Here is a 23,278-nt window from a genome sequence, read left to right on the forward strand (position 1 = left end):
GTAATTGCTTTTAGTTCAGGCTCTGCCCTGGGTTGGGACAAGGCCGCTCAGTGTATACTTGATAAATGAGCAAAAGCACTCGGATTAGTGAGTGCTGATGCTATGCGGAATCAGCTGGCGATAGCAGATTTGCTTGTCTTCTTTATTGTCCTTGATGATTTGGAAGAGGGTCCGGAAGGACTCTTTCCCAAGCTCGAGGGCATTGATATCAATATAGGCATCCACATCGATGCGCGGTTTGATAGAGTCAAAGGTGATAATGGGAATCTGGTAGTCCTGATCTTTGAGATAGTGCAGGGCTCCTTCTGCTACCAAGGTATCAGAGGTTACAATAGCTTCAATCTCATCCAGCGGTAACTCCTCCATAATCTTGTAACTGTTGTCTTCCAGAAGGAAACCGAAAGCAAATTTGATAATGCGATCATCCAAAGGCCGGTCTGCTTCATTCAGAGCTTGCTTGTAGCCTGTGTAACGATCTTGAGAAACGACCAACTCCTTATTCCCGGCCAGAAAGGCGATTTTTCGATAGCCCTTGTCTAAGAAATATCTGGTCGCGTCATAGCCAGCCTTGATATTGTCATTGTCCACCAGAGAGATGAAAGGTGAGACAGCTTTTCCTAGGATAAGGAAGGGGAAGTTGTTTCTGACTGCAAAGTCGACCAAAGGATCGTCCTGCTTAGAATAAAGAAAAATCAGTCCATCTACTCGTTTTCCTAAAATCATTTGCTTCAGATTTTCCAAGCGATGTTCTTCGTCTTGCCCCGTGCTGATCTGGATGGCATAGTCATAGTCAGAAGCAATCTGAGAAATCCCCCGTAATACAGTTGGGAAAAAAGGGTTTTGATAGAAGACATCTGAGTCGTCCGGCAGGACCAAGCCGATGACCTGGCTGGACTGGCTGACCAGACTTCTGGCATTGAGGTTGGGATGATAGTCCAGCTCTTTCATAGCGGCACGGACCCGTTTTTTGGTTTCTTCACTGATGGTTGATTTGTTTTGCACGACGCGGGTCACAGTAGAGGGCGACACGCCTGCTAGTTTTGCGACTTCTTTGATAGTAACTCGCATAAAAACCTCCTAAAGGCCTGCATTTGCTGAAAATCCTTTCTATAACATCAACTATTTTAAATCTAGTAGTAGAAGCACTTGCTTTCTATGAGTCATGCAAACCTATGCCCAAAATGGCTATTATAACCAGTGATATTGCCTAACTATTATGGTTGAAGAGACAAGTATAAAGCAGTTTCTCAGTAAACGCAAACGTTTTCTGTTTGTAAGAACATTTTAACACAAAAAGAGAACGCTTGCAAGAAGAGAAAAACGGCAAATAATTGGGGCTGTAAGAGAGTCCTAAAAGAGCATTATATCCTTTAACCAATAAATTGAAAAAAATCTCAAAAACCCCTTGCACTAAAAAAAAAAATAGGTTATAATCAAGTCGACGCAAACGTTTGCATTAAGTAAAAATGAAAAGGCGTAGAGGAAAAATAACGAGGTGACAAAATGAAAAAACGTCAAAGCGGTGTGCTCATGCACATTTCATCCCTTCCGGGCAAGTACGGTATCGGATCTTTTGGCCAAAGTGCTTATGATTTTGTAGACTTCTTGGTTCGCACCAAGCAGCGCTATTGGCAGATTTTGCCACTGGGAACGACCAGTTATGGTGATTCTCCTTATCAGTCTTTCTCTGCTTTTGCGGGGAATACCTACTTTATCGATTTTGATATTCTGATAGAAGAAGGTTTGCTGAACGAGGCAGATGTTAAGGGAGCTGATTTTGGAGATGATCCTAGAAAAGTGGATTATGCAAAGATTTTTGATGCTCGCCGTCCAATCATGGAAAAAGCAGTAGCTCGTTTCTTGAAAGCAGATGATCTGTCTGACTATGAGAGCTTTGTAGAGCAAAATGCAGCTTGGCTGGAAGTTTTCGCTGAGTACATGGCTATCAAGGAGCATTTTGATAATCTAGCTTGGACAGAGTGGCCGGATGAAGCGATCCGTCGCCGTGACGCTGCTAGTCTCGCTTCTTATCGTGAGAAGCTGGCTGACAAGCTGACCTACCATCGTGTAACTCAGTATCTCTTCTTTAAGCAGTGGTTAAGATTAAAAGCCTATGCTAATGAACATCACATCGAAATTGTCGGTGATATGCCAATCTATGTGGCAGCTGATAGTGCTGATGTGTGGGCACAGCCACACTTCTTTAAGACAGATGCTGTTGGCAAGCCGACCTGTGTGGCAGGCTGTCCGCCAGATGAATTTTCAGAAACTGGCCAGCTTTGGGGCAATCCTATCTATGACTGGGAAGCTATGGACAAAGATGGCTATGCCTGGTGGATTGAGCGTCTGCGTGAAAGCTTCAAGATTTACGACATTGTTCGTATCGACCACTTCCGCGGCTTTGAGTCTTACTGGGAAGTACCTGCTGGCTCAGAAACATCTGCTTCTGGTAAGTGGGTCAAAGGTCCTGACTACAAGCTCTTTGCAGCGGTTAAGGAAGCCTTGGGGGATTTGAATATCATCGCAGAAGACCTAGGCTTTATGACGGACGAAGTGATCGAGCTGCGCGAGCGCACTGGTTTCCCAGGAATGAAGATCTTGCAATTTGCCTTCAATCCTGATGATGAAAGCATCGACAGCCCGCATCTGGCACCAAACAACTCAGTTATGTATACCGGAACCCATGATAACAATACTGTTCTGGGCTGGTACAAGGATGAGATTGACGACGCTACTCGCCAGTACATGGCACAGTACACCAACCGTAAGGAGTACGAAACAGTACCTCATGCAATGCTGCGCACAATCTTTGCTTCAGTCAGCTTTATGGCCATTGCGACCATGCAAGACCTACTGGAATTAGACAGTGCAGCACGGATGAACTATCCATCCACAATTGGTGGCAACTGGACTTGGCGGATGACAGCTGAAGAGCTGAATCCAATCGTCGAAGGTGAGCTTTACAGCTTGACCAAGACTTACCGTCGTATGAATACCGATTTAATTAACAAATAAAGAACAGCTAATTAGACTTGAAGGGAGTAATCATGTCAAACTTACAAACTTATATCAAAAATACTTATTCAAAAAATCTTGCTGATTGCAGCAACGAAGAACTCTACCTGGCTCTTTTGAACTACACTAAATTAGCCAGCGCTCAAAAGCCAGTCAACACTGGTAAGAAAAAACTCTACTACATCTCAGCTGAATTCCTGATTGGTAAACTCTTGTCTAACAACTTGATCAACCTTGGACTTTACGATGATGTGAAGCAAGAACTGGCAGATGCTGGTAAAGACTTGATCGAGGTAGAAGAAGTTGAGTTGGAGCCGTCTCTGGGTAACGGAGGCTTGGGCCGTCTGGCTGCCTGCTTCTTGGACTCTATTGCGACCTTGGGTCTCAATGGTGATGGTGTAGGACTGAACTACCACTTTGGTCTCTTCCAACAGGTTTTGAAAAACAACGAACAGACAACTATTCCTAACTTCTGGCTGACTGAGCAAAACTGGTTGGTTCGCTCTAGCCGCAGCTACCAAGTGCCATTTGCTCACTTCACCCTGACATCTACTCTTTATGATATTGATGTGCCTGGTTACAAGACAGAAACTAAGAACCGTCTTCGTCTCTTTGATTTGGACTCAGTGGATGCAGATATCATCACAGACGGTATTGACTTCGATAAGACAGATATCGCTCGCAACTTGACCCTCTTCCTCTATCCAGACGATAGTGACAAGCAAGGGGAATTGCTCCGTATCTTCCAGCAGTACTTCATGGTTTCAAATGGTGCTCAGCTGATTATTGACGAAGCGATTGAAAAAGGCAGCAACCTGCATGATTTGGCAGACTACGCTGTCATCCAAATCAATGATACCCACCCATCTCTGGTTATCCCAGAAATGATTCGTCTCTTGACTGAGCGTGGTTTGGATCTGGATGAAGCAATTGCCATCGTACAGAAGATGACTGCTTATACGAACCACACGATTCTAGCTGAAGCTCTTGAAAAATGGCCTCTGGAATTCTTGAAAGAAGTAGTACCGCATCTGGTACCAATCATCAAAGAGCTTGACAAGCGCGTGAAAGCTAAATACGCAGATCCAGCAGTGCAAATCATTGATGAGGACGATCGTGTGCACATGGCTCACATGGATATCCACTACGGATACAGTGTCAATGGTGTTGCTGCTCTGCATACAGAAATCCTGAAAAACTCTGAGCTTAAAGCCTTCTACGATATCTACCCTGAAAAATTCAATAACAAGACCAACGGTATTACTTTCCGCCGCTGGCTCATGCATGCCAACCCACGCCTGTCTCATTATCTGGATGAGTTGCTGGGCCGCGACTGGCACCATGATGCAACTAAGCTCGAAGGCTTGTTGGAATTCACTGGCGCTGCAAATGTTAAAGAAAAATTGGAAGGCATTAAGGCTCACAACAAGCGTAAATTGGCTCGTCACTTGAAGGAAGCACAAGGTGTGGAAATCAATCCAAACTCTATCTTTGATATCCAAATCAAGCGTCTGCATGAGTACAAGCGCCAACAAATGAACGCTCTGTACGTTATCCACAAGTATCTGGACATCAAGGCTGGTAACATCCCTGCTCGTCCAATCACTGTCTTCTTCGGTGGTAAGGCTGCTCCTGCTTACACAATTGCTCAGGACATCATCCACCTCATCCTTTGCTTGTCAGAAGTGATTGCTAATGACCCTCAAGTGGCTCCGCATCTGCAAGTAGTTATGGTAGAAAACTACAACGTTACAGCGTCTAGCTTCTTGATTGCAGCTGGTGACATTTCTGAGCAGATTTCCCTGGCTTCTAAGGAAGCATCTGGTACTGGTAACATGAAGTTCATGCTTAACGGTGCTTTGACTCTTGGTACTATGGACGGAGCGAACGTTGAGATTGCAGAGCTGGTCGGCGAAGACAACATCTACATCTTCGGTGAAGATTCTGAGACTGTTATTGACCTCTACGCAAAATCTGCTTACAAGTCTAGTGAATACTATGCGCGCGAAGCTATCAAGCCATTGGTTGACTTTATCGTCAGCGATGAAGTATTGGCAGTCGGTAAAGCTGAACGCTTGGAACGTCTTTACAATGAGCTGATTAGCAAAGACTGGTTCATGACCTTGCTGGATCTGGAAGACTATATCCAAGTGAAAGAGCGCATGCTGGCAGACTACGAAGACCGCGATGCTTGGATGGACAAAGTCATCGTCAATATCGCCAAAGCTGGCTTCTTCTCATCTGACCGTACTATCGCTCAATACGAAGAAGAAGTATGGCACTTGAACAGCTAATATTCTTTGAATCATTAAAGCCGAGACAGCAGTGTTTCGGCTTTGATTTTTGAATAAAAGATTTAGCTATTGTGTGGGCCTCTGAAAAGGTGTAAGCTTCTTGGTCTTGTCAGCTTTTTCTTTTCGGTGTATAATAAGTGAAAATATTTCTTTACAGGAGGCGTTCATGAAAAAGAAACCAATTTATCTTTATGTTTTGCTGGTCTTGTCAGCAATCGGAACTTTACTGGGAGTATGGAGCCGTTTTTTCTCAAAGTTTTCTAAGGTAGATTATACACAAATCGGTTTCTCAAAAGAGTTGAGTGATCAGACAAATCAGTTTAATAAACTTTATTTTGAATTTCTTCGCAATGGAATGAATATGCTGATTTTTTTCGTTATGACGGCTCTGTTAATAGCATCTATCGTCTTTTTGGTTAGAAAAAATCTGCAGATGGCTAATATTAGCTATATCATTTATATACTAGTCAGTTTGTTATCTCAAGTTTACGTCTATATTTCATCGAAAGGAATTGTTGGCAAGGTATTTACAAGCCCTGAGAACATTGCAACGCATTCAAACAGTCTTCTTTTAGGAACAGTGCTGGGCTTTGTTATCAGTTTAATTTATCTTTCCATCGTCGTCTTTAAGCTAATCCAGCAGCAAAAAGAGGCTGAAAAAGCGGAACTAGCTGCAAACGAATAAAATTTGACAAATAACAGATAAGTGCTTACAATTTTAAGAAGCAATATCTGTTATTTTTTAGAATGGAGAATAAAATGACAAAGGTTTCCTTGGTTTATATCAGCCTGAGCGGCAATACAGAGAGTTTCGTCCGTCGGCTGACAGACTATTTGCTGGAGCAGCATCCAAGCCTAGAAGTAGAGAAGATTAATATCAAAGACCTGGTAAAGGAAGGGCAGCCCTTTTTTGAAATGGACAATCCTTTTATCGCTTTTCTGCCGACTTATCTGGAGGGTGGCAATGGTGTGGATAATGGCGATGTAGAAATTCTGACAACTGATGTGGGGGACTTTATCGCCTACGGTCAGAATGCCAGCAAGTGTCTGGGTGTCATTGGCAGCGGCAATCGTAACTTTAACAACCAATACTGTCTGACCGCCAAGCAATATTCAGAGCGCTTCGGATTTCCGGTTTTGGCCGATTTTGAAATGCGTGGCATGTTGGGAGACATTAAGAAAGTTGCGAGGATTATTGAGGAGCTCTATCATATTGAAAAAAACGAAAACCAGTGAGGTTTTCGTTTTTTGATGTTTCTAAATCAAGCTTACATCTTTTCTGGCGCTTCTACTCCCAGCAGACGCAAAGCTTCTTTGAGGACAACAGCTGTTGAGTAGCTGAGAGCCAGACGACTGTCGCGCTCAGGGCTTTCATCCAGAATCCGTGTGTGCGCATAGTATTTGTTAAAGGCTTGAGCTAAGCTGGTAGCGTATTTGGCAATCAGAGATGGCTCATAGTTATCAGCAGCACGCTTGACAACGCGACCGAAGTCTTGGAGCAGCTTGATAATTTCCCAGCTTTCTGGATCGTTTAGGCTGTACGTAGCCTCTGCATCTGGCTGGAAGTTCGCCTTGCGCAGGATAGACTGGATACGAGCATAGGCATACTGGATGTAAGGACCTGTTTCTCCCTCGAAAGAAACCATAGCTTCCAGATCAAAATCGTAACCATTGCGGCGGTCGGTTTTGAGGTCGTAGAACTTAACTGCTCCAACCCCAACTGCACGAGCAACAGCTTCCTTGTTTTCTAAATCTGGGTTTTTAGCTTCAATTTGGCTCTTAGCCCGGCTGATAGCTTCCAGCAGAGTTGGTTCGAGAAGGATGATGTTTCCTTTACGTGTAGACAGTTTTTGACGGTTTTTAGTCACCAGACCAAAGTCAACGTGAATCATGTCATCGCTCCAGTCAAAGCCCATCTTTTTCAAAACGGCCTTGAGCTGTCTGAAGTGGTTGGCCTGCTCTTGACCTACAACATAGACATTTTTGACAAAGTTGTATGTGCGAGCCCGGTAGATGGCTGTTGCAATATCACGTGTGATGTAGAGGGTAGCACCGTCTGATTTTTTAATCATAGCAGGCGGAAGGTTGAAGTCTTCCAGGTCTACAATGCTAGCTCCTTTTGACTCCTGTAAAAGCCCTTTTTCTTCGAGGATTTGAATCCCTTCGTCCATCTTGTCATTGTAGAAAGCTTCACCGTTTAGACTGTCAAATTCGACACCTAGGAGTTCGTAGATACGGTTGAACTCTGTCAGACTTTCATCGCGGAACCATTGCCAGAGCTCAGTTGCTTCTGGGTCGCCATCTTCCAGCTTCTTGAACCAAAGGCGGCCTTCTTCATCCAGAGATGGGTCGTTTTCAATCTCGGCATTGATACGCACGTAAAGTTTGAGGAGCTCGTCGATAGGGTTAGCTTCAACAGCTTCCTGGCTTCCCCACTTCTTATAAGCTACCATCAAGAGACCAAACTGTTTGCCCCAGTCTCCCAAGTGGTTGATTTTGATGGTGTTGTAGCCAATCTTGCGGAAGATGTTGGAAAGAGCATCACCGATAACAGTAGAGCGCAAGTGGCCGACTGAGAAAGGCTTGGCAATGTTTGGACTGGACAGGTCAATGGTGATATTCTGATTATTTCCTTCGTTCTGCTGGCCGTAGTCAGCTCCGTCTTTGATGACTTCTTTGATGACTTGACCAGAAATTTCAGCCTTGCTGAGGAAAAAGTTGACATAAGGACCAGTCGCAACGACTTTGTCAAAATGCGCTGTATCAATCTTTTCAGCGATATCAGCAGCGATGATTTGAGGAGCTTTGCGCTCAGTCTTTGCCAGAGAAAAGGCTGGGAAGGCGATATCGCCAAGTTCAGAGCTCTTTGGCTGCTCCAATAAATTTAAAATAGCGTCTTGATCAAGGCTGTCAATAACCTTGGCCAATTCGCCGGCAATCAACTGTTTGTTATCCATATTTGCTCCTTTGTGTCTTTTGTTATTATTTTATCACATTTTTCAAGGAATCTTCAATTTTTTTGGGAATAATTTTTGGGCTAATAGGAATTTTTCTGATATAATAAGAGGGATAAGAACCTGTATTTATAGATGAGTTTTCCATCTAAATGCTTCCTTCTCTGTTACTCTTCGTTAAAGTTTTTTGTTTATTCTCAGTATTCCTGCAAATCTTTGCCTAGATTGATGGAGAAGCAGTTTTTCATCGGATGGAGTATTCTTCATGAATGCAGCTTCTAAATATTCAATAATGAGGTAAAAATGAGAAAGAATGACCGTCATCAGTTAGTCAAAACGATGATTAAGGAGGAAAAGCTAGGAACGCAAAAGGAGATTCAGGATCGTCTGGAAGCGCAAGGGATTTATGTGACGCAGACTACCCTGTCGCGTGACCTCCGTGAAATCGGCCTGACCAAGGTTAAGAAGAAGGGGCTGACTTATTATGTTTTGGCGCATGAGACTGAAGAGATTGATTTTATAGAGTTTTTAGCCAAGCATGTGGAGAGTGTGGCCAGGGCAGAGTTTAGTCTGGTTCTTCGTACGGGCCTGGGAGAGGCAACAGTGCTGGCCAATGTCGTGGATAACTCGTTTGATAGCCGTATTCTGGGAACCGTTGCAGGTGCTAATACTCTTTTAGTAGTTTGCCGGGATCAGGCAGCGGCTCAGGAGATTGAGGAGCAAATACAGGAAGTGATGTAAGAATCACAGTTTTTTCAGGAAAAATGGAGAGGTTTGAGACGGAAGTCCTGACCTCGTTTGTTTTTAGAAAGGATAGAGATGGCAGTAGAAAAGTTATCGCCAGGCATGCAGCAGTATTTGGATATCAAAAAGGACTATCCAGATGCTTTCTTGCTCTTTCGGATGGGGGATTTCTATGAGTTGTTTTATGATGATGCGGTCAATGCCGCCCAGATTTTAGAGATTTCTCTCACTAGCCGAAATAAAAATGCAGAAAATCCCATTCCCATGGCTGGAGTTCCCTATCATTCGGCTCAGCAGTATATTGATGTTTTGGTCGAATCAGGCTATAAGGTAGCGATTGCGGAGCAGATGGAAGATCCCAAGGAAGCCAAGGGCGTTGTTAAGCGGGAGGTCGTTCAGGTTATCACGCCGGGGACGGTGGTGGACTCCAGTAAGCCGGACTCTGCTAATAACTTTCTGGTAGCTCTGGATTACTCAGAGGGCCTCTATGGTCTGGCTTATATGGACTTGGTGACCGGTGAGTTTCAGGTGACTAGTTTAGAGGACTTTGCCTTGGTCTGCGGGGAAATCCGCAATTTGAAGGCTAGGGAAGTGGTGCTGGGCTATGCCTTGCCAGAAGCTGAGGAGCAGGTCTTGGCTGGGCAGATGAACCTTTTGCTGTCCTATGTACAGACAGCCTTGGATGATGTTCAGCTGTTGGGCGAGGAGCTGTCTCCTATGGAACGTCAGGCTGCGGGGAAATTGCTGGAGTATGTGCACCGGACCCAGATGAGGGAGCTCAGCCATTTAAAGAAGGCTCAGCATTATGAAATCAAGGACTTCCTGCAAATGGACTATGCCACCAAGGCGAGTCTGGATTTGACAGAAAATGCTCGCTCGGGCAAGAAGCACGGCAGTCTTTATTGGCTGATGGACGAGACGAAGACGGCCATGGGAGGCCGCATGCTGCGCTCTTGGATCCAGCGTCCGCTGATTGATGAAGCGCGAATCATCCAGCGGCAGAATGTCGTCGAGGTTTTTCTGGATCATTTCTTTGAGCGAAGTGATTTGACAGAAAGCCTCAAGGGAGTCTATGATATCGAGCGGTTGGCCAGTCGAGTGTCTTTTGGCAAGACCAATCCCAAGGATCTGCTGCAGCTGGCAGCTACCCTGGGCAATGTGCCTCAGATTAAGGCTATCCTGCAAGGAATTGGCAGCCCGCATCTAGCTCGTTTGATTGAGGGATTGGATCCTATTTCAGAGTTGGCAGGCTTGATTAGCTCAGCTATTTCGCCGGATGCACCTCATATCATCACTGAGGGCAATATCATTCAGACCGGTTTTGATGAAACCTTGGATCAGTATCGGCTTGTGCTGAGGGAGGGGACTGGATGGATTGCGGAGCTGGAAGTCAAAGAACGTGCTAACAGTGGCATCAGCAACCTGAAGATTGATTATAATAAAAAAGATGGTTACTATTTCCATGTGACCAATTCTCAGTTGGCTCATGTGCCTAGTCATTTCTTCCGCAAGGCGACCCTGAAAAATTCTGAGCGTTTCGGAACGGAGGAGTTGGCCCGGATTGAGGGAGAGATGTTGGAGGCGCGTGAAAAATCTGCTAATCTGGAATACGAGATTTTCATGCGGATTCGCGAGGAAGCTGGCAAATACATCCAGCGCTTGCAGGCCTTGGCACAAACGCTGGCAGCTGTAGATGTCCTGCAGAGTTTTGCTGCGGTGGCAGAGCAACAGCATCTAGTGCGCCCAGTCTTTACTGCAGAGCGCCGTCTGCAGATTGAAAAAGGTCGGCATGCTGTTGTGGAAAAGGTCATGGGTGCCCAAAGCTACATTCCAAATAGTATTCTGCTGGACCAGGAAACGGACATCCAGCTGATTACTGGCCCTAATATGAGCGGGAAATCGACTTATATGCGCCAGCTGGCTATTATCGTCATTATGGCACAGATGGGCTCTTATGTGCCTGCTCAGTCTGCCAGTCTGCCGCTATTCGATGCGATTTTCACTCGCATCGGCGCGGCGGATGATCTGGTATCTGGCCAGTCCACTTTTATGGTGGAGATGATGGAGGCCAATCGGGCCATTCGGCAGGCCAGCGAGCGTTCGCTCATTCTCTTTGATGAGCTGGGACGTGGAACGGCTACTTATGATGGGATGGCGCTGGCTCAGGCTATTATCGAGCACATTCATCACTATACTGGGGCCAAAACCCTCTTTGCCACCCACTATCACGAGCTGACAACCTTAGAGGACAGCTTGGAGCATTTGGAAAATGTCCATGTGGCAACCTTGGAAAAGGATGGGCAGGTGACTTTCCTGCATAAGATTGAGCCGGGTCCGGCTGACAAGTCCTACGGGATTCACGTGGCGAAAATTGCCGGTCTTCCTGAGAAATTACTGGAGCGGGCGGATAACATTTTGAGTCATTTGGAGAGTCAGGATACAGGACTAGGCTCAGAGCTTCCTACCGAATCCAGACAAAAACGGTCACAAGTGGCGGAGCAGATGTCTCTTTTCGCAGAAGGAACGGAAAATCCAATCCTGACTGAACTCCGAGACTTGGACATCTACAATATGACTCCCCTGGAAGTCATGGCAGCAGTGGCCGAGCTCAAGAAGAAGTTGTAAAAACCAAGAACAGACTTGTGAAATTAACAAGTCTGCTCTTTTTATTTCTCACGATTTTCTAGACAAACCGCTATTGATTTTTTGAATGTTGCGGTAAGTGCGGTAGTAGATGGCACCTGAAATGATTAGATAGATGAGGGTGAATTCCCCGACGGCAGTCAGTGTCAGGCTGAGTATTTTTTCTCTTGGGAAAAATCCAGCTAGATTAGCCAAAAGTGCAAAGGTTAGAATCATCACGCCAAAGTGGCTGACGATGGAGCGCAGGATGCTCCAGTCTCTTTGGAAGAAGCTTCCACTCCATCTGAAAATAGCTCCCATGATAAACCAGATAAGTATGCAGTAGAGCATGATGAGGGAAACATGGACATGCTGGCTCAAAAAGAAGTGACCGATAGGTGAGCGAGGATGAAGCGGTAGATAAGCTGGATTGTAAAAAAAAGAAATAATCATGGAGAAGAAGAGACCGATGAAAATCCCTCCAATTCCTCCGAAAAAGAGTTCTTTAAGACGAGTTTTCATAATTGCAACCTTTCTTTAATGGATTTGAGATAACGGCGGGACGAGTAAGTCTGCTCGCCGTTTTTCAGAAATATTTGAATCAGACCATTTGGAGTCAGTTTGAGGTGGCTGATTTGTTGGCTATTGACAATCTCCGACTGAGAAATCTGCAGGAAATATTCCGGTAGGACCTGCAGCAACTGATAAAGAGCTTGTTGAGCTCGATAGCCGTCTTTTGCTGTTCGAACCTGAACCTGGCGATTTTCTGTATAGATTCGGTGGATTTCCTTAGCATCCAGCAGATAGATTTCATCTTCTTTTTTGACATGAATCTTGTCTTTTTTGCCTAGATGTTGAGCAAAGTGGACCAATTCCTGAATACTTTCTGTCATGAGGCGAGCCTCAATGCTGACGGAGTCCTCGGTGACTTGAGAATCGATTCTTAGCTTAACTTTCATAACTTCCTCCTTTCACCTTTATTAAACCGCAACTTGGCAGCGAAAACAAGCCCTTTTGTCTATGTGGCAGCTATTTGTGTCTATCTGGTTTGTCTTGTGAGCAGAGTGGTTGAGAAAAGGCTGCCTTCTGATAGAAAGAGCCCAATGTGTTATAATATATAGCAGAATAAATACGGAGAAAAAGATGTCAAAAATTATCGAACTTCCAGAAATTCTAGCCAATCAGATTGCGGCAGGTGAAGTCATTGAGCGGCCTAGCAGCGTGGTCAAGGAGCTAGTGGAAAATTCAATTGATGCGGGTGCTAGTCAGATTACCATCGAAATCGAGGAGGCTGGACTCAAGAGCATTCAGGTAACGGATAATGGCGAAGGCATAGATCACGAAGATGTCCCTCTGGCCCTTCGCCGCCATGCTACCAGTAAAATCAAGAAGCAGGCGGATCTCTTTCGGATTCGGACATTGGGTTTTCGTGGCGAGGCCATTCCTTCCATTGCTTCTGTCTCGCGTTTTACTATTGAGACAGCGACGGAAGCCGGCCAGCACGGGACTCTGCTGGTTGCCCAGGGTGGCGAGATCGAAGAGCATGAGCCTACCAGTAGTCCGGTGGGAACGAAAATCAAGATAGAAGATCTCTTCTTCAATACTCCCGCCCGGCTCAAGTATATGAAGAGCCAGCAGGCTGAACTTTCCCATATCGTTGATGTGATTAATCGGCTTAGTCTGGCCCATCCGGAAGTGGCTTTCACCCTTATCAGCGACGGCCGCGAAATGACACGGACTGCCGGCAGTGGTAATCTGCGTCAGGCTATTGCAGGAATCTATGGTTTGGCAACAGCTAAGAAAATGGTGGAAATCTCTGCTTCAGATTTGGACTTTGAAGTGAGCGGCTATGTCAGTCTGCCTGAGTTGACTCGTGCGAATCGTAATTATATTACGATTCTCATCAACGGCCGCTATATCAAGAATTTCCTGCTCAATCGTGCTATTTTGGACGGCTACGGCAGCAAGCTGATGGTAGGCCGCTTTCCACTCGCGGTCATCAATATTCAGATTGACCCCTATCTGGCCGATGTCAATGTCCATCCGACCAAGCAAGAGGTGCGGATTTCTAAAGAGCGCGAACTCATGGCCTTGATTTCGCAAGCCATTGCGACCAGTCTCAAGGAGCAAGACCTTATCCCAGATGCTTTGGAAAATCTTGCCAAATCAACTGTTAAGCGCGCGGCTAAGCCTGAACAGACTAGCCTCCCGCTGAAAGAAAATCGCCTCTACTACGATAAGGAGCAGAATGACTTTTTCCTCAAGCCACAGGTGGCCGAGCAGCAGTTATCCTTCGAAGAATCAGCGGAGCCTATTCATGAAGCGACAGATGAAAAAGCAGAACCGCCACAATCAACTTCGGTCAAATTTGCAGAGAGAAAGCCAGTTAGTTATGATCAGCTAGACCATCCAGAGCTAGACCAGGCCAGTCTGGAGCGGGCTGTGGATAAGTTGGAACAGGAAGAGAAGTCAAGCTTCCCAGAGTTAGAATATTTTGGCCAGATGCATGGCACTTATCTCTTTGCTCAGGGCAAGGGCGGTCTTTACATTATTGACCAGCATGCTGCCCAAGAGCGGGTCAAGTATGAGTATTATCGAGAGAAGATTGGGGATGTGGACAATAGCCAGCAACAGCTCTTGGTGCCCTATATCTTTGAATTTCCAGCGGACGATATGCTGCGAATCAAGCAGCGGATGGAGCTGTTAGAAGATGCTGGCATCTTTTTAGAAGAGTACGGAGCCAACCAGTTTATCCTCCGTGAGCATCCTATTTGGTTCAAGGAAGAGGAGATCGAGGCTGGCATCTATGAGATGTGTGATATGCTTCTCCTGACCAAGGAAGTTTCTATTAAGAAATATCGAGCAGAGCTAGCCATTATGATGAGCTGCAAACGCTCCATCAAGGCCAATCACAGTCTGGATGACTACTCTGCGCGTGACTTGCTCTTTCAGCTGTCCCAGTGTGACAATCCTTACAACTGCCCACACGGCCGACCGGTCTTAGTCAACTTTACCAAGTCGGATATGGAAAAAATGTTCCGCCGCATTCAGGAAAATCATACTAGCCTGCGGGAGTTGGGGAAATACTAAACTCTATAGAAGATCAAACAGCCCTAGTCATAGAACTAGAGCTGTTTTGAATTTTTGAGCTGAACTTGTGTTCCAGCAAGTAAATCAGCTGGATGGCGTTTGTCCTTGCGAAGCAGTCCCATCAGCAGAAAGATCAAGAAGAGAATCCCTGCTGAAGTTGACAAGAAAATTGACAGGGCATCTGCTTGATAAGCACTACGGATAGCTCCCATATGTCCCAGCTGCCAAGGGAAAAACTTGATAGCAGAGCGCAAAAGGCTGTGGGAAAGGTTCCTGTGCTTGTAAACCAACTGTAAACCTGCCCAACGCTTGCCAAAACTTCCTTTTCTATAGTCTAGCCAAGCAAAGATGATAGTTAGAGGCAGGACGGAGCTAGAAAAAGCCAGAAGCTGGCTCTGAGCTTCAGTGAATGTAGGAATATCTCCTAGAACTAGATTGTAAAAGCCCATAGCTAGTAAAAAAAGAACAATGAGGTAGCCCGAAATGAAGAGCCAGTCTCCAATCAGCTCTTTCAGACGAGTTTTGACAGGTATGGGATTGTCAGTTTTTAGTTTCATCTTTAGCACCTTCTTTTTTAGAATCCTCATCAAGGCCTATAACCTTGTCCAGATACTTTTTCTTGATCTTTAGCGCCTTGTTAATAGCCATTGCTGATGCGATTAAGAGGAAAAAGCTCAACCAGACCAGGGCAGTAAATTTTGCTGGAAAGCTGGAACCTGCGAAAAAGAGAAAGATAGCCAGAGCTGATACAAAAATATACAGAACCTGCCAGAAGCTATAAGATTTCACTTCCTTATAGTAGCGATCTTTTTCGTCTTCTGAGAGGACGGGGTTTATTTCCGGCTTATCGCTGTCTTCTATAAGCAGATAATCTGTCGTCACTTGGAAAATCTTGCTCAGTTCTACAATTTTTTCCAGCTCTGGCAGCGCTTGGCCAGACTCCCACTTAGAAATGCTTTGGCGAGAGACATTGATTTGTTCAGCCAGTTTTTCTTGTGACCAGCCTTTTTCTTTTCTTAGTTCAAATAATTTATAAGCGAGTTTCATCATCACAGCCTCCTTTTTTTCTATCTCTATCCTAACAGCTTTTATTTATCTTGAGAATACAGCTTCCTGTACATTTTGTCAACCGCTGGTTGCACTTCTATTTGCAGTTTCCAGACAGAAAATATGATATACTAGATAGGCAAAATGATACAAAAAGAAGGAAGATTATGTACGAATATTTTAAAGGAATCATCAGTAAAATTACAGCCAAGTACATCGTATTGGAAGTCAACTCTATCGGCTATATTCTTCATGTGGCCAACCCCTATGCATACTCAGGGCGTCTTCATCAGGAAGCTAAGGTCTATGTGCACCAGGTGGTGAGGGAAGACGCGGAGCTCCTGTACGGTTTTGCGACTGAGGAGGAGAAGCAACTCTTTCTCAGCTTGATTTCAGTCTCAGGTATCGGCCCAGTGTCTGCCCTGGCAATTATTGCGGCGGATGATAATGCTGGCTTAGTGCAAGCCATTGAGCAGAAAAATATCACCTACCTGACCAAGTTTCCTAAAATTGGCAAGAAAACAGCCCAGCAGATGGTGCTGGACTTGGAAGGCAAGGTAGTGGCGGCGGATGGTCTGGCAGAAAGCAAGGCACCTGTCCAGACTGTGGATAATCAGGAGCTGGAAGAAGCCATGGAAGCCATGCTGGCTCTGGGCTACAAAGCTGCTGAGCTCAAGAAAATCAAGAAATTCTTTGAAGGAACGACGGATACAGCAGAAAACTATATCAAGTCAGCCCTTAAGATGTTGGTGAAATAGGAGAAAGTTATGACCAAACGATGCGGCTGGGTAAAAATGAACAACTCCTTGTATGTAGCCTATCATGATGAGGAGTGGGGCAAACCCCTCCATGATAATCAGAAATTATTTGAATTGCTCTGCATGGAGACCTATCAGGCTGGACTTTCTTGGGAGACCATTCTGAATAAACGTCAGGCTTTTCGGGAAGCTTTTCATTTCTATGATGCCCAGAAAATTGCTCAGATGACAGATGCAGATCTGGATGGTTTGTTGGATAATCCCGACATCATCCGTAACAAGATGAAGATTTATGCAACTAGGGCTAATGCCCAAGCTTTTTTGGCTGTTCAAAAGCAGTTTGGCTCTTTTAATGACTTTGTCTGGTCCTTTGTAGATTTCAAAACGATTGACAATCAAATTACGAACTACAAGGAAGCGCCAGCTAAGACAGAGCTGTCAGAAAGCATGTCCAAGGCGCTGAAAAAGCAAGGCTTCAAATTTGTCGGTCCCGTTTGTGTCTATTCATTCCTAGAAGCCGCTGGCCTTATCAATGATCATGAAAATGATTGTGATTGGAAGTAGAACAATGAAAACAAGAAAATTTCTCCTTATTTTTATCACCCTCTATACGATCTTATTCCTAGCTAGAGGCTTGCAGTTGATTGGGATAAATTGGTTGATTTACCCAGTTTATTTCCTTTTATTTATCTTGGGAATCTTAGCTTATCGTGAAGAATTAAAGGAGCAGCTGGCCTTGATTCTGACTAAAAAGAAGGAATTTCTAAAAACGATCTCCTTGTATATGTTCTTTGTTTTCCTCCTGTCCATTGCCTGCAACCTGCTTTCGGGTGTCATTAAACAGGTACTAGGACTGCCCCTACAGGGGCAGAATGATGCCAGTATTCAAGGTGCCTTGTTGAAAAATCCCTTTCTAATCTTGGTTATCGGTTGCTTTATCGGGCCAATCGTTGAAGAGTTTTTCTTCCGTCGCTTTTTCCTAGGCACTTTCTTGGCAAAATTCTCTGACGGGCTCGGTATTGTCTTAACAACCTTTCTATTTGCCACCCTTCATATGCACAGCTGGGACTTATCAGAGTGGGTGACAGCTATTTCCTATATTGCCGGAGGTCTTCTTCTCTCGCTCCTGTATCTGAGAAAGGACAAGAATATCTGGTATCCAATTGCCCTTCATTGCTGCAACAATATTATTGCTTTTATTATTTCATTTATTTTAAGATAGAAAGATGAAAGTAATGTATAATCAGCTAATTTATCTTTAGAGAGTAGGGAGCATGTAAATCATTTAAAATAGTGATTCCTTTTGTTTAATAAGAGACTATAAAAGTATTTTGACACCTTGTCAAAGATTTCAATTTGTCGGTCCCGTTTGTGTCTATTCATTCCTAGAAGCAGCTGGCCTTATCAACGATCATGAAAATGATTGTGATTTTAATCCACGTAAAAATACCGTTTGAGAAAGATTCTCAACGGTATTTTTCAATTTCTTCTTTTAGAGATTTTACTAGCTCTTTTTCATCGGCAAGTTGTAGTAGAGCAATCCCTTTTTTTATTAATTCGTTATCATTTTTGCAAATTCCAAGTCGAATCTGTGAAAGCCCGAGGGAATCATAACGTTTTTCTTTTTTTGACAAATCGTAAATGTACGTAGTAATTTCAGCGCATTCTCTCTTTAATCCATTATAAAGATAGATGGTAGAAAGGTTGACTAAGAGTCCGATTTGTAGATTATTCCCATTGCGAAATGATTGGTATTTTTTTATGCTATTTAAAATCTTTTGGGTAAATTGTTTGATATTTTCTAAAGGGAAGAAATAAAGGATGGTAGAAAGCAGTCGAAAATCACTTTCATACCAAGTGTCCTGTTTTTCTAAATACGCCCAAATTTTATTGGTAGTAGCATTAATTTCTTTTGTCTCAGAAATTCCATTTTGTCTCAGATGAATAGTAATATTGATGCTATCTAAAGCATGTTTAATCGGAATATCGGAATGTTTATATAGATATGCCTCGCATTCTCTCTTCAATTGTAACAAGCTTTTCGTCCCTACAATAGACTCACCTTGGTTATACAGAGAATTTAAAATTTTCTGCCGTTGACTAGGTTGATAATAATCACAAATATATTTAAATTCTTCTAGTGTCATATCTATCTGGCGAAGTAAAAAAATCATGGTATCGAACTTTGGCACGACTTGCCCGCTTTCAATTCGTGCCAAAGTTGAGCGAGCTAAAAAATCTCCACAAATTTCTTCTTGAGTCAACCCTTTTGATTTCCTAATTTTTTTATAGATTTTTCCATAATCCCAGCGCATAAGAACTCCTTTTTAAAATGTTACTAAAAGCTACATTTTGAAAAAATATTTTAAAATAGTATATCATGAAATAAAAAGGAGGGCAAAAATGAAGAAAGTGAAATACAATTCTATTTTATTGGCAATGACGCTAATAATGCTTGTAAATGCACTCCCATGGTGGTGGCCGTGGAGATAAGGTGGATAGGATAGAAGTGGAGTGAGTTCAATGTTCTAAATATTTCAAAAAAGTAGGCAAAGATTAAATATATATATATTTAAAAATTAGAATCTATAAAATTTAAGAATTAAAAATAAAACATTAGCTTTATTAGCTACAGTTTCTTTAGGTTTTGGGCTAACTACTATGACTAGTATCGTTAGTGCAGAAGTAGCATATCCAGCCCCATATCCGATTATTGATGAATGGAATTATGGTGTGAATGATAACTATGGTTATTCTAATTACTATGTTAAATCTCCGAATAATATTGGTTCAAAATCTTCGATAACTAATCTTTGGGGAACTGTTAAGTCATCTGATTCTCAAAAATATGGATGGGCAATGTCAAGTTCAACAAAAAGTTGGAATGATGTTCGATTAAATGCACATTGGAACTACTTTAAATTTTAACAATAGTTTATGAAAGTTGGAAGAACCAATAATATTATAGGGTCTTTTATAATATAGGTAGGAGCTTATGAAATTAAAATTAGGTGTTATAGGACTCTTTTTTTGCTTAATTGCTGCCATTGGTCTGGTTAGTATTAGTGATACTCAAAAACCAATACCTTTACCAATTGATGGTGCCTTCTCCATTCAAGGGAAAAGCAATCTTTCTAATGAAGAAATATATCAAATGATTAGTGGCCTATCAGAAGAGAAAAAAGTTAAAATATACAAGCCGGTGGTTCAGAATTCAGGACAGTTGACTTATATAAATCTTGATGATGCCAGCCATGAACAATTAAAGTCTATACCGATAACAGGGATGTACTATACTCTAGGGGAAATAGATTCAAATGGTTTAAAAAAACTTACGTCTACAGGTCTGCAAGTAGTATATATGGCTTACCCTTGGTATATGGGAGGAATGATACAATTTACTGGCTCTTTAAGATTTTTGTTAATGATTTCAATTTACTTAACCTTATTAGTTGTTTTATTTGTTGTTAGAGCGAGAAAGATTAAAGAAGGGATGATAAGACGTTCTTTAGGATTGCCTGTGTATAACCTAAAAAAGGATTATTTAATTTCTGTTACTTTTGAGCTGATTTTAGTTGCTTTATTGATGGTTTTCTATGGCTCTTTTCTGGGGAGTGGTCTCTTCACCTATAGTTCCAAGTTATTCTTCTCTCTACTTCTAACCAATTTTATAATTTTTCAAATCATTGATCTCATCACCTTTGTTTTATTTTGGCTGACGATTCAGGTTGAAAAGCCTATTGAAATTATAAAAAATAAGGCCAAAAACAGCCTCATTTTTATCGTATGGCTTGCGGTTATTTCTAGCATAATAGTTGTTTCAGGAGTCTTTTTACGGGAAACAAAGGCTAGTCAATCAAAGATAAATATACAGATAAAGCATTTAGAACCATGGAGTGCAGTAAAAGATTGGAAAAGACTAGAGTTTTTGGGTATTGAAAATGAATCTGTTACTAATGGAGAAGAAGCAAATGACTCAGGAGCTAAGTATATAGAGATTGCTAAAGCCTTAAAAAAACTGGATTTTATATATATCAAATCATCTTCAGCCTATGTTCCAGATTTTATGAAAACTTCTCATGTTACAGAAGATTTTTCTAAGCAATTAAAAAGTGATGGGATAACGAATCCAGAGGTTAATAAAGAGCTGGTTTATATCAATCAAACAGGTGCTAAGGTACAAAATAAAGTTAATGGAACAAACTATCGTATTTTAGATAATAAAATAGCAACCATCTATATTCCTAATAAATTTAAAGAGAATAAGGCATCAATCGAGAATACGGTTGTAGCAGAACAATTTACTGGTACAAACTATACAAAAGATGATCTTACGGTGCAAGTCATTCCTGATGGGCAAGAATTTTTCTATTTCAATGAAAATGGCAGTAGTGTCCCTGAAAATAAAGATAATCTACCTTTGGAAAGTGTGACAAATAGTAAGAGTAATATAGTGGTTATATTAGATACTGATAAAATGGTAGAAACTAACGATTTTATTTTGGCAAGCAATATCATATATAACTCACTTTTTAGTCCAGAAGCAATTAAGGACATCAACGATTTGAGTGCTAGTTTGAATTTTTCAATCAATCCAGTCGAGGTTTACCAAACTGTGAAACTTAATATTCAATCTTTAGAGCACCAAATTCTCCTTTCAAAAATACTGCAAATAATTATTTGTGGAATTGTATTTCTACTCATTTATCAATATGCTCAAATGTTTGTTGCCTTAAAACAGAATGACTATGTCAAAAAAATCATTTTAGGCCTATCGAAAACAGGTATGGCCATTTCAAGTCTAAAATATTTTATGATAACGATTATAATGGTTATCTTATTGACATTTATCATGACAGGACAAATAGAGTTATTGTATATTGGTCTTGCTTCTTTAACGGTTTTAATGATGTCAATGATAATAAGTTTCAGAAAATTATCTGATAGATACACTCAAATTCTAAAAGGGGATGACTAATGACAATTGAAATTGTGAATGTTACAAAAAAATATGGCTCAAAAGAAATATTTACAGATTTAAATTTAACCTTTGAAGCTGGAAAAAGCTACGCCTTGATTGGCGGTTCGGGTTCAGGTAAAACTACCTTGCTAAACATTATAGGAAGGCTAGAAAAAATTGACAGTGGAAAAGTGTTAGTTGATAAACAGGATATTTGGAAAACAAAAGAAAGAACCTATTTTAAAAATACTATTGGGTATGTATTCCAAAATTATTCTTTGATAGAAAACAAAACAGTATATGATAATTTAAAACTCCTCAATAAAGACAAAAAAATTATATCTGAGATACTTGAAAAAGTAGGCCTTTCTAGGGACTATTTAAAACATAAAATATATGAATTGTCTGGGGGACAGGCTCAGCGTGTAGCTATTGCAAGAATGTTAATGAAACCGCGTAAAATTATTTTAGCGGATGAACCTACAGGAGCCTTGGATAGTGAGATTGGGAATGAAATCATCAACTTATTATTGAGTGAAGCAACCAAGGATAATTATGTTATTATAGCAACGCATGATCCAGCTGTATATAGTAAAGTTGATGTTATCATTGATATAAAAGATATAGGAAGTCAGGCATGAAAAAGAAAATTTATATTAGTTTGCTACTAGTCATTGGAATACTCGCAATCGTCTTAATTGGCAAACAAGTGATTAAAAAAGAAAATTCCAATAAACCTTCGGTGGATTTAACAGTCTATACAATCTCTTCGAATGATACCGAAAGATGGGATAAGGTAAGGCAAGTAGAAACAGAAGATGCTGTCTATCTAATATCTGTCAAAGAAGTAGCATCTTCAGAAGAAGTGTTTTCAAATATTATTGCAGATGGCACTGCTATGGGATTTGGAGTTAGTGAAGAAGAAGTTAAACAATTTAACAATAATTTAGGAACTACTGTAGTAGATGCTAAAAATAATAAATTGATTGGGATAGAATTCTTCACTTTTTCTGATGATGGCAAGGGATTTTCAGTAGCGAATTTTGATTACGGCAAAAAAGAGTTTAATAATCAAAAAAAAGAAAAGAAAGAGTTCTATAAAAAACTATACGAAGCGTTTAAAAAATAATTTATGATGACACGACAAACGCATAAAGACAAAAGTTCCAATAAATTTTTGAAATACAAATCTTGATTCAGCTCATTTGTCAAAGGTAGCTGCAGTTTTACTTTCCTCTTTTTTCTTTGCTTGTCTGTTCTCTTTCATAATAGTGCGACTATATTCCTTGTTTCATAGAAAAAATTCCTTGGTTTTCTAACATCCAAGGAATTTCGTTTAGTTATCCTTCTGCATCCAAATCTTTTCCTTGATAAAGATGCGTAGTTCATAGAAGAGCATAAAGAGGGTGGAGATGAGGAAGCCAGCCATAAAGATATGGTGCAAGTAAGCAAAGACACCAATATAAACCAAGATGGAAAAAAGGTAGAGGATGACTAAATAATGCCATTTCTTGGCCTTACTGTCTTCGATGACTTTTTTCTCCAAGCGCTCATCCTCCTTGATGAGTGTGTCCAGACTGATATCGAACTCCCGACTGATAGCGATGAGATTTCCAATATCAGGGATCCCTTTTTCACTTTCCCAGCGGGCAATGGCGGAGCGGGAAACCTTGAGTCTTTCCGCCAAAGCCTCCTGAGTGAGTTGATTTTGTTGACGAATATCTTTGAGAACTTGTGAAATTTTCATGATGATCTCCTTTCTTCAAATAAAATTATTTAGATGATTTTATTTTT

Annotated in this window: 22 protein-coding genes and 1 pseudogene; 15 read left to right on the forward strand and 8 right to left on the reverse strand. The window is 41.9% G+C overall.

Annotated elements, in window-relative coordinates; genetic code table 11:
- Positions 1 to 84 precede the first annotated feature (84 nt).
- Positions 85 to 1,068, reverse strand: a complete 984-nt coding sequence (locus HMPREF1150_RS02575; RefSeq protein ID WP_009660250.1) for a LacI family DNA-binding transcriptional regulator — start codon at positions 1,066 to 1,068, stop codon at positions 85 to 87.
- 435 nt (positions 1,069 to 1,503) lie between these two features.
- Between HMPREF1150_RS02575 and malQ the strand changes: the two genes are divergently transcribed.
- The 4 genes from malQ to nrdI all read left to right on the forward strand — a co-directional run bounded on the left by malQ (position 1,504) and on the right by nrdI (position 6,545).
- Positions 1,504 to 3,015: a 4-alpha-glucanotransferase gene (malQ, locus tag HMPREF1150_RS02570; RefSeq protein ID WP_009660155.1), complete on the forward strand. Its 1,512-nt coding sequence runs from the start codon at positions 1,504 to 1,506 to the stop codon at positions 3,013 to 3,015.
- A gap of 32 nt (positions 3,016 to 3,047) precedes the next feature.
- A complete protein-coding gene (gene glgP, locus HMPREF1150_RS02565) occupies positions 3,048 to 5,309 on the forward strand; it encodes a glycogen/starch/alpha-glucan family phosphorylase (protein ID WP_009660234.1) in 2,262 nt (753 codons plus the stop codon).
- A gap of 166 nt (positions 5,310 to 5,475) precedes the next feature.
- Positions 5,476 to 5,994: a hypothetical protein gene (locus tag HMPREF1150_RS02560; protein WP_009660255.1), complete on the forward strand. Its 519-nt coding sequence runs from the start codon at positions 5,476 to 5,478 to the stop codon at positions 5,992 to 5,994.
- 62 nt (positions 5,995 to 6,056) lie between these two features.
- Positions 6,057 to 6,545, forward strand: a complete 489-nt coding sequence (nrdI, locus tag HMPREF1150_RS02555; protein WP_032905683.1) for a class Ib ribonucleoside-diphosphate reductase assembly flavoprotein NrdI — start codon at positions 6,057 to 6,059, stop codon at positions 6,543 to 6,545.
- 32 nt (positions 6,546 to 6,577) lie between these two features.
- On the opposite strand, the gene argS is transcribed toward nrdI, so the two are convergent.
- Complete coding sequence (argS, locus tag HMPREF1150_RS02550; protein WP_009660157.1) at positions 6,578 to 8,266, reverse strand: arginine--tRNA ligase; 1,689 nt, start codon at positions 8,264 to 8,266, stop codon at positions 6,578 to 6,580.
- A 300-nt stretch (positions 8,267 to 8,566) separates the two neighbouring features.
- Here argS and argR point away from each other — a divergent pair, with 300 nt between their 5' ends.
- Positions 8,567 to 9,004 (forward strand): arginine repressor, encoded by a 438-nt coding sequence (gene argR, locus HMPREF1150_RS02545; protein WP_002894105.1) that lies wholly within the window; start codon positions 8,567 to 8,569, stop codon positions 9,002 to 9,004.
- A 78-nt stretch (positions 9,005 to 9,082) separates the two neighbouring features.
- On the forward strand, positions 9,083 to 11,632 hold the full coding sequence (gene mutS, locus HMPREF1150_RS02540; protein WP_009660140.1) for a DNA mismatch repair protein MutS: 2,550 nt from the start codon (positions 9,083 to 9,085) through the stop codon (positions 11,630 to 11,632).
- Positions 11,633 to 11,680: 48 nt separating this feature from the next.
- Here mutS and HMPREF1150_RS02535 read toward each other — a convergent pair whose 3' ends face one another.
- Together HMPREF1150_RS02535 and HMPREF1150_RS02530 are read right to left on the reverse strand one after the other, a co-directional pair.
- A complete protein-coding gene (locus tag HMPREF1150_RS02535) occupies positions 11,681 to 12,151 on the reverse strand; it encodes a DUF3021 family protein (protein WP_009660240.1) in 471 nt (156 codons plus the stop codon).
- Positions 12,148 to 12,588 (reverse strand): LytTR family DNA-binding domain-containing protein, encoded by a 441-nt coding sequence (locus HMPREF1150_RS02530; protein ID WP_009660161.1) that lies wholly within the window; start codon positions 12,586 to 12,588, stop codon positions 12,148 to 12,150. The genes HMPREF1150_RS02535 and HMPREF1150_RS02530 overlap by 4 nt, the downstream gene beginning before the upstream one ends.
- 184 nt (positions 12,589 to 12,772) lie before the next feature.
- On the opposite strand from HMPREF1150_RS02530, the gene mutL reads away from it, so the two are divergent.
- Positions 12,773 to 14,719 carry a DNA mismatch repair endonuclease MutL gene (gene mutL / locus HMPREF1150_RS02525; protein ID WP_009660228.1) on the forward strand — a complete coding sequence of 649 codons (1,947 nt, stop codon included), beginning with the start codon at positions 12,773 to 12,775 and terminating at the stop codon, positions 14,717 to 14,719.
- 35 nt (positions 14,720 to 14,754) lie between these two features.
- Here mutL and HMPREF1150_RS02520 read toward each other — a convergent pair whose 3' ends face one another.
- Together HMPREF1150_RS02520 and HMPREF1150_RS02515 are read right to left on the reverse strand one after the other, a co-directional pair.
- Positions 14,755 to 15,276, reverse strand: coding sequence for an RDD family protein (locus tag HMPREF1150_RS02520; protein ID WP_009660158.1), 522 nt, complete (start codon positions 15,274 to 15,276; stop codon positions 14,755 to 14,757).
- Complete coding sequence (locus tag HMPREF1150_RS02515) at positions 15,260 to 15,766, reverse strand: helix-turn-helix domain-containing protein (RefSeq protein ID WP_032905724.1); 507 nt, start codon at positions 15,764 to 15,766, stop codon at positions 15,260 to 15,262. The genes HMPREF1150_RS02520 and HMPREF1150_RS02515 overlap by 17 nt, the downstream gene beginning before the upstream one ends.
- A 167-nt stretch (positions 15,767 to 15,933) precedes the next feature.
- On the opposite strand from HMPREF1150_RS02515, the gene ruvA reads away from it, so the two are divergent.
- The 4 genes and pseudogenes from ruvA to HMPREF1150_RS11865 form a co-directional block, all read left to right on the forward strand.
- Positions 15,934 to 16,524 carry a Holliday junction branch migration protein RuvA gene (gene ruvA / locus HMPREF1150_RS02510; protein WP_009660167.1) on the forward strand — a complete coding sequence of 197 codons (591 nt, stop codon included), beginning with the start codon at positions 15,934 to 15,936 and terminating at the stop codon, positions 16,522 to 16,524.
- A gap of 9 nt (positions 16,525 to 16,533) precedes the next feature.
- Positions 16,534 to 17,088: a DNA-3-methyladenine glycosylase I gene (locus HMPREF1150_RS02505; RefSeq protein WP_009660172.1), complete on the forward strand. Its 555-nt coding sequence runs from the start codon at positions 16,534 to 16,536 to the stop codon at positions 17,086 to 17,088.
- Between the two features lie 4 nt (positions 17,089 to 17,092).
- Entirely contained in the window at positions 17,093 to 17,746 is a 654-nt protein-coding gene (locus HMPREF1150_RS02500) for a CPBP family glutamic-type intramembrane protease (RefSeq protein WP_009660214.1), read from the forward strand.
- Between the two features lie 121 nt (positions 17,747 to 17,867).
- Positions 17,868 to 17,981 (forward strand): annotated as a pseudogene (locus HMPREF1150_RS11865) (DNA-3-methyladenine glycosylase I); the annotation flags it as partial.
- Between the two features lie 9 nt (positions 17,982 to 17,990).
- Here the strand turns inward: HMPREF1150_RS11865 and HMPREF1150_RS02495 are convergent.
- Positions 17,991 to 18,839 carry a helix-turn-helix domain-containing protein gene (locus HMPREF1150_RS02495; protein ID WP_009660126.1) on the reverse strand — a complete coding sequence of 283 codons (849 nt, stop codon included), beginning with the start codon at positions 18,837 to 18,839 and terminating at the stop codon, positions 17,991 to 17,993.
- A gap of 346 nt (positions 18,840 to 19,185) precedes the next feature.
- On the opposite strand from HMPREF1150_RS02495, the gene HMPREF1150_RS11870 reads away from it, so the two are divergent.
- From HMPREF1150_RS11870 to HMPREF1150_RS02480, 4 genes are all read left to right on the forward strand, one after another.
- Positions 19,186 to 19,452 (forward strand): hypothetical protein, encoded by a 267-nt coding sequence (locus HMPREF1150_RS11870; protein ID WP_176693608.1) that lies wholly within the window; start codon positions 19,186 to 19,188, stop codon positions 19,450 to 19,452.
- 67 nt (positions 19,453 to 19,519) lie between these two features.
- The gene (locus HMPREF1150_RS02490) at positions 19,520 to 21,502 is read left to right on the forward strand and encodes an ABC transporter permease (protein ID WP_009660147.1); all 1,983 of its coding nucleotides are present in this window, start codon (positions 19,520 to 19,522) and stop codon (positions 21,500 to 21,502) included.
- Positions 21,502 to 22,125, forward strand: coding sequence for an ATP-binding cassette domain-containing protein (locus HMPREF1150_RS02485; RefSeq protein ID WP_009660224.1), 624 nt, complete (start codon positions 21,502 to 21,504; stop codon positions 22,123 to 22,125). The genes HMPREF1150_RS02490 and HMPREF1150_RS02485 overlap by 1 nt, the downstream gene beginning before the upstream one ends.
- The gene (locus HMPREF1150_RS02480) at positions 22,122 to 22,613 is read left to right on the forward strand and encodes a hypothetical protein (protein ID WP_002894087.1); all 492 of its coding nucleotides are present in this window, start codon (positions 22,122 to 22,124) and stop codon (positions 22,611 to 22,613) included. The genes HMPREF1150_RS02485 and HMPREF1150_RS02480 overlap by 4 nt, the downstream gene beginning before the upstream one ends.
- Positions 22,614 to 22,820: 207 nt before the next feature.
- Here HMPREF1150_RS02480 and HMPREF1150_RS02475 read toward each other — a convergent pair whose 3' ends face one another.
- Positions 22,821 to 23,231, reverse strand: coding sequence for a helix-turn-helix domain-containing protein (locus HMPREF1150_RS02475; protein WP_009660243.1), 411 nt, complete (start codon positions 23,229 to 23,231; stop codon positions 22,821 to 22,823).
- Positions 23,232 to 23,278 lie beyond the last annotated feature (47 nt).

The sequence above is a fragment of the Streptococcus sp. AS14 genome, assembly GCF_000286495.1.
Classification (GTDB): Bacteria; Bacillota; Bacilli; order Lactobacillales; family Streptococcaceae; genus Streptococcus; species Streptococcus sanguinis_P.

Bases quoted from the DNA above. Each gene is read 5' to 3' on its own strand.
- HMPREF1150_RS02575 (WP_009660250.1), bottom strand. From the start codon at position 1,068: ATGCGAGTTACTATCAAAGAAGTCGCAAAACTAGCAGGCGTGTCGCCC.
- malQ (WP_009660155.1), top strand. From the start codon at position 1,504: ATGAAAAAACGTCAAAGCGGTGTGCTCATGCACATTTCATCCCTTCCG.
- glgP (WP_009660234.1), top strand. From the start codon at position 3,048: ATGTCAAACTTACAAACTTATATCAAAAATACTTATTCAAAAAATCTT.
- HMPREF1150_RS02560 (WP_009660255.1), top strand. From the start codon at position 5,476: ATGAAAAAGAAACCAATTTATCTTTATGTTTTGCTGGTCTTGTCAGCA.
- nrdI (WP_032905683.1), top strand. From the start codon at position 6,057: ATGGAGAATAAAATGACAAAGGTTTCCTTGGTTTATATCAGCCTGAGC.
- argS (WP_009660157.1), bottom strand. From the start codon at position 8,266: ATGGATAACAAACAGTTGATTGCCGGCGAATTGGCCAAGGTTATTGAC.
- argR (WP_002894105.1), top strand. From the start codon at position 8,567: ATGAGAAAGAATGACCGTCATCAGTTAGTCAAAACGATGATTAAGGAG.
- mutS (WP_009660140.1), top strand. From the start codon at position 9,083: ATGGCAGTAGAAAAGTTATCGCCAGGCATGCAGCAGTATTTGGATATC.
- HMPREF1150_RS02535 (WP_009660240.1), bottom strand. From the start codon at position 12,151: ATGAAAACTCGTCTTAAAGAACTCTTTTTCGGAGGAATTGGAGGGATT.
- HMPREF1150_RS02530 (WP_009660161.1), bottom strand. From the start codon at position 12,588: ATGAAAGTTAAGCTAAGAATCGATTCTCAAGTCACCGAGGACTCCGTC.
- mutL (WP_009660228.1), top strand. From the start codon at position 12,773: ATGTCAAAAATTATCGAACTTCCAGAAATTCTAGCCAATCAGATTGCG.
- HMPREF1150_RS02520 (WP_009660158.1), bottom strand. From the start codon at position 15,276: ATGAAACTAAAAACTGACAATCCCATACCTGTCAAAACTCGTCTGAAA.
- HMPREF1150_RS02515 (WP_032905724.1), bottom strand. From the start codon at position 15,766: ATGAAACTCGCTTATAAATTATTTGAACTAAGAAAAGAAAAAGGCTGG.
- ruvA (WP_009660167.1), top strand. From the start codon at position 15,934: ATGTACGAATATTTTAAAGGAATCATCAGTAAAATTACAGCCAAGTAC.
- HMPREF1150_RS02505 (WP_009660172.1), top strand. From the start codon at position 16,534: ATGACCAAACGATGCGGCTGGGTAAAAATGAACAACTCCTTGTATGTA.
- HMPREF1150_RS02500 (WP_009660214.1), top strand. From the start codon at position 17,093: ATGAAAACAAGAAAATTTCTCCTTATTTTTATCACCCTCTATACGATC.
- HMPREF1150_RS02495 (WP_009660126.1), bottom strand. From the start codon at position 18,839: ATGCGCTGGGATTATGGAAAAATCTATAAAAAAATTAGGAAATCAAAA.
- HMPREF1150_RS11870 (WP_176693608.1), top strand. From the start codon at position 19,186: ATGACTAGTATCGTTAGTGCAGAAGTAGCATATCCAGCCCCATATCCG.
- HMPREF1150_RS02490 (WP_009660147.1), top strand. From the start codon at position 19,520: ATGAAATTAAAATTAGGTGTTATAGGACTCTTTTTTTGCTTAATTGCT.
- HMPREF1150_RS02485 (WP_009660224.1), top strand. From the start codon at position 21,502: ATGACAATTGAAATTGTGAATGTTACAAAAAAATATGGCTCAAAAGAA.
- HMPREF1150_RS02480 (WP_002894087.1), top strand. From the start codon at position 22,122: ATGAAAAAGAAAATTTATATTAGTTTGCTACTAGTCATTGGAATACTC.
- HMPREF1150_RS02475 (WP_009660243.1), bottom strand. From the start codon at position 23,231: ATGAAAATTTCACAAGTTCTCAAAGATATTCGTCAACAAAATCAACTC.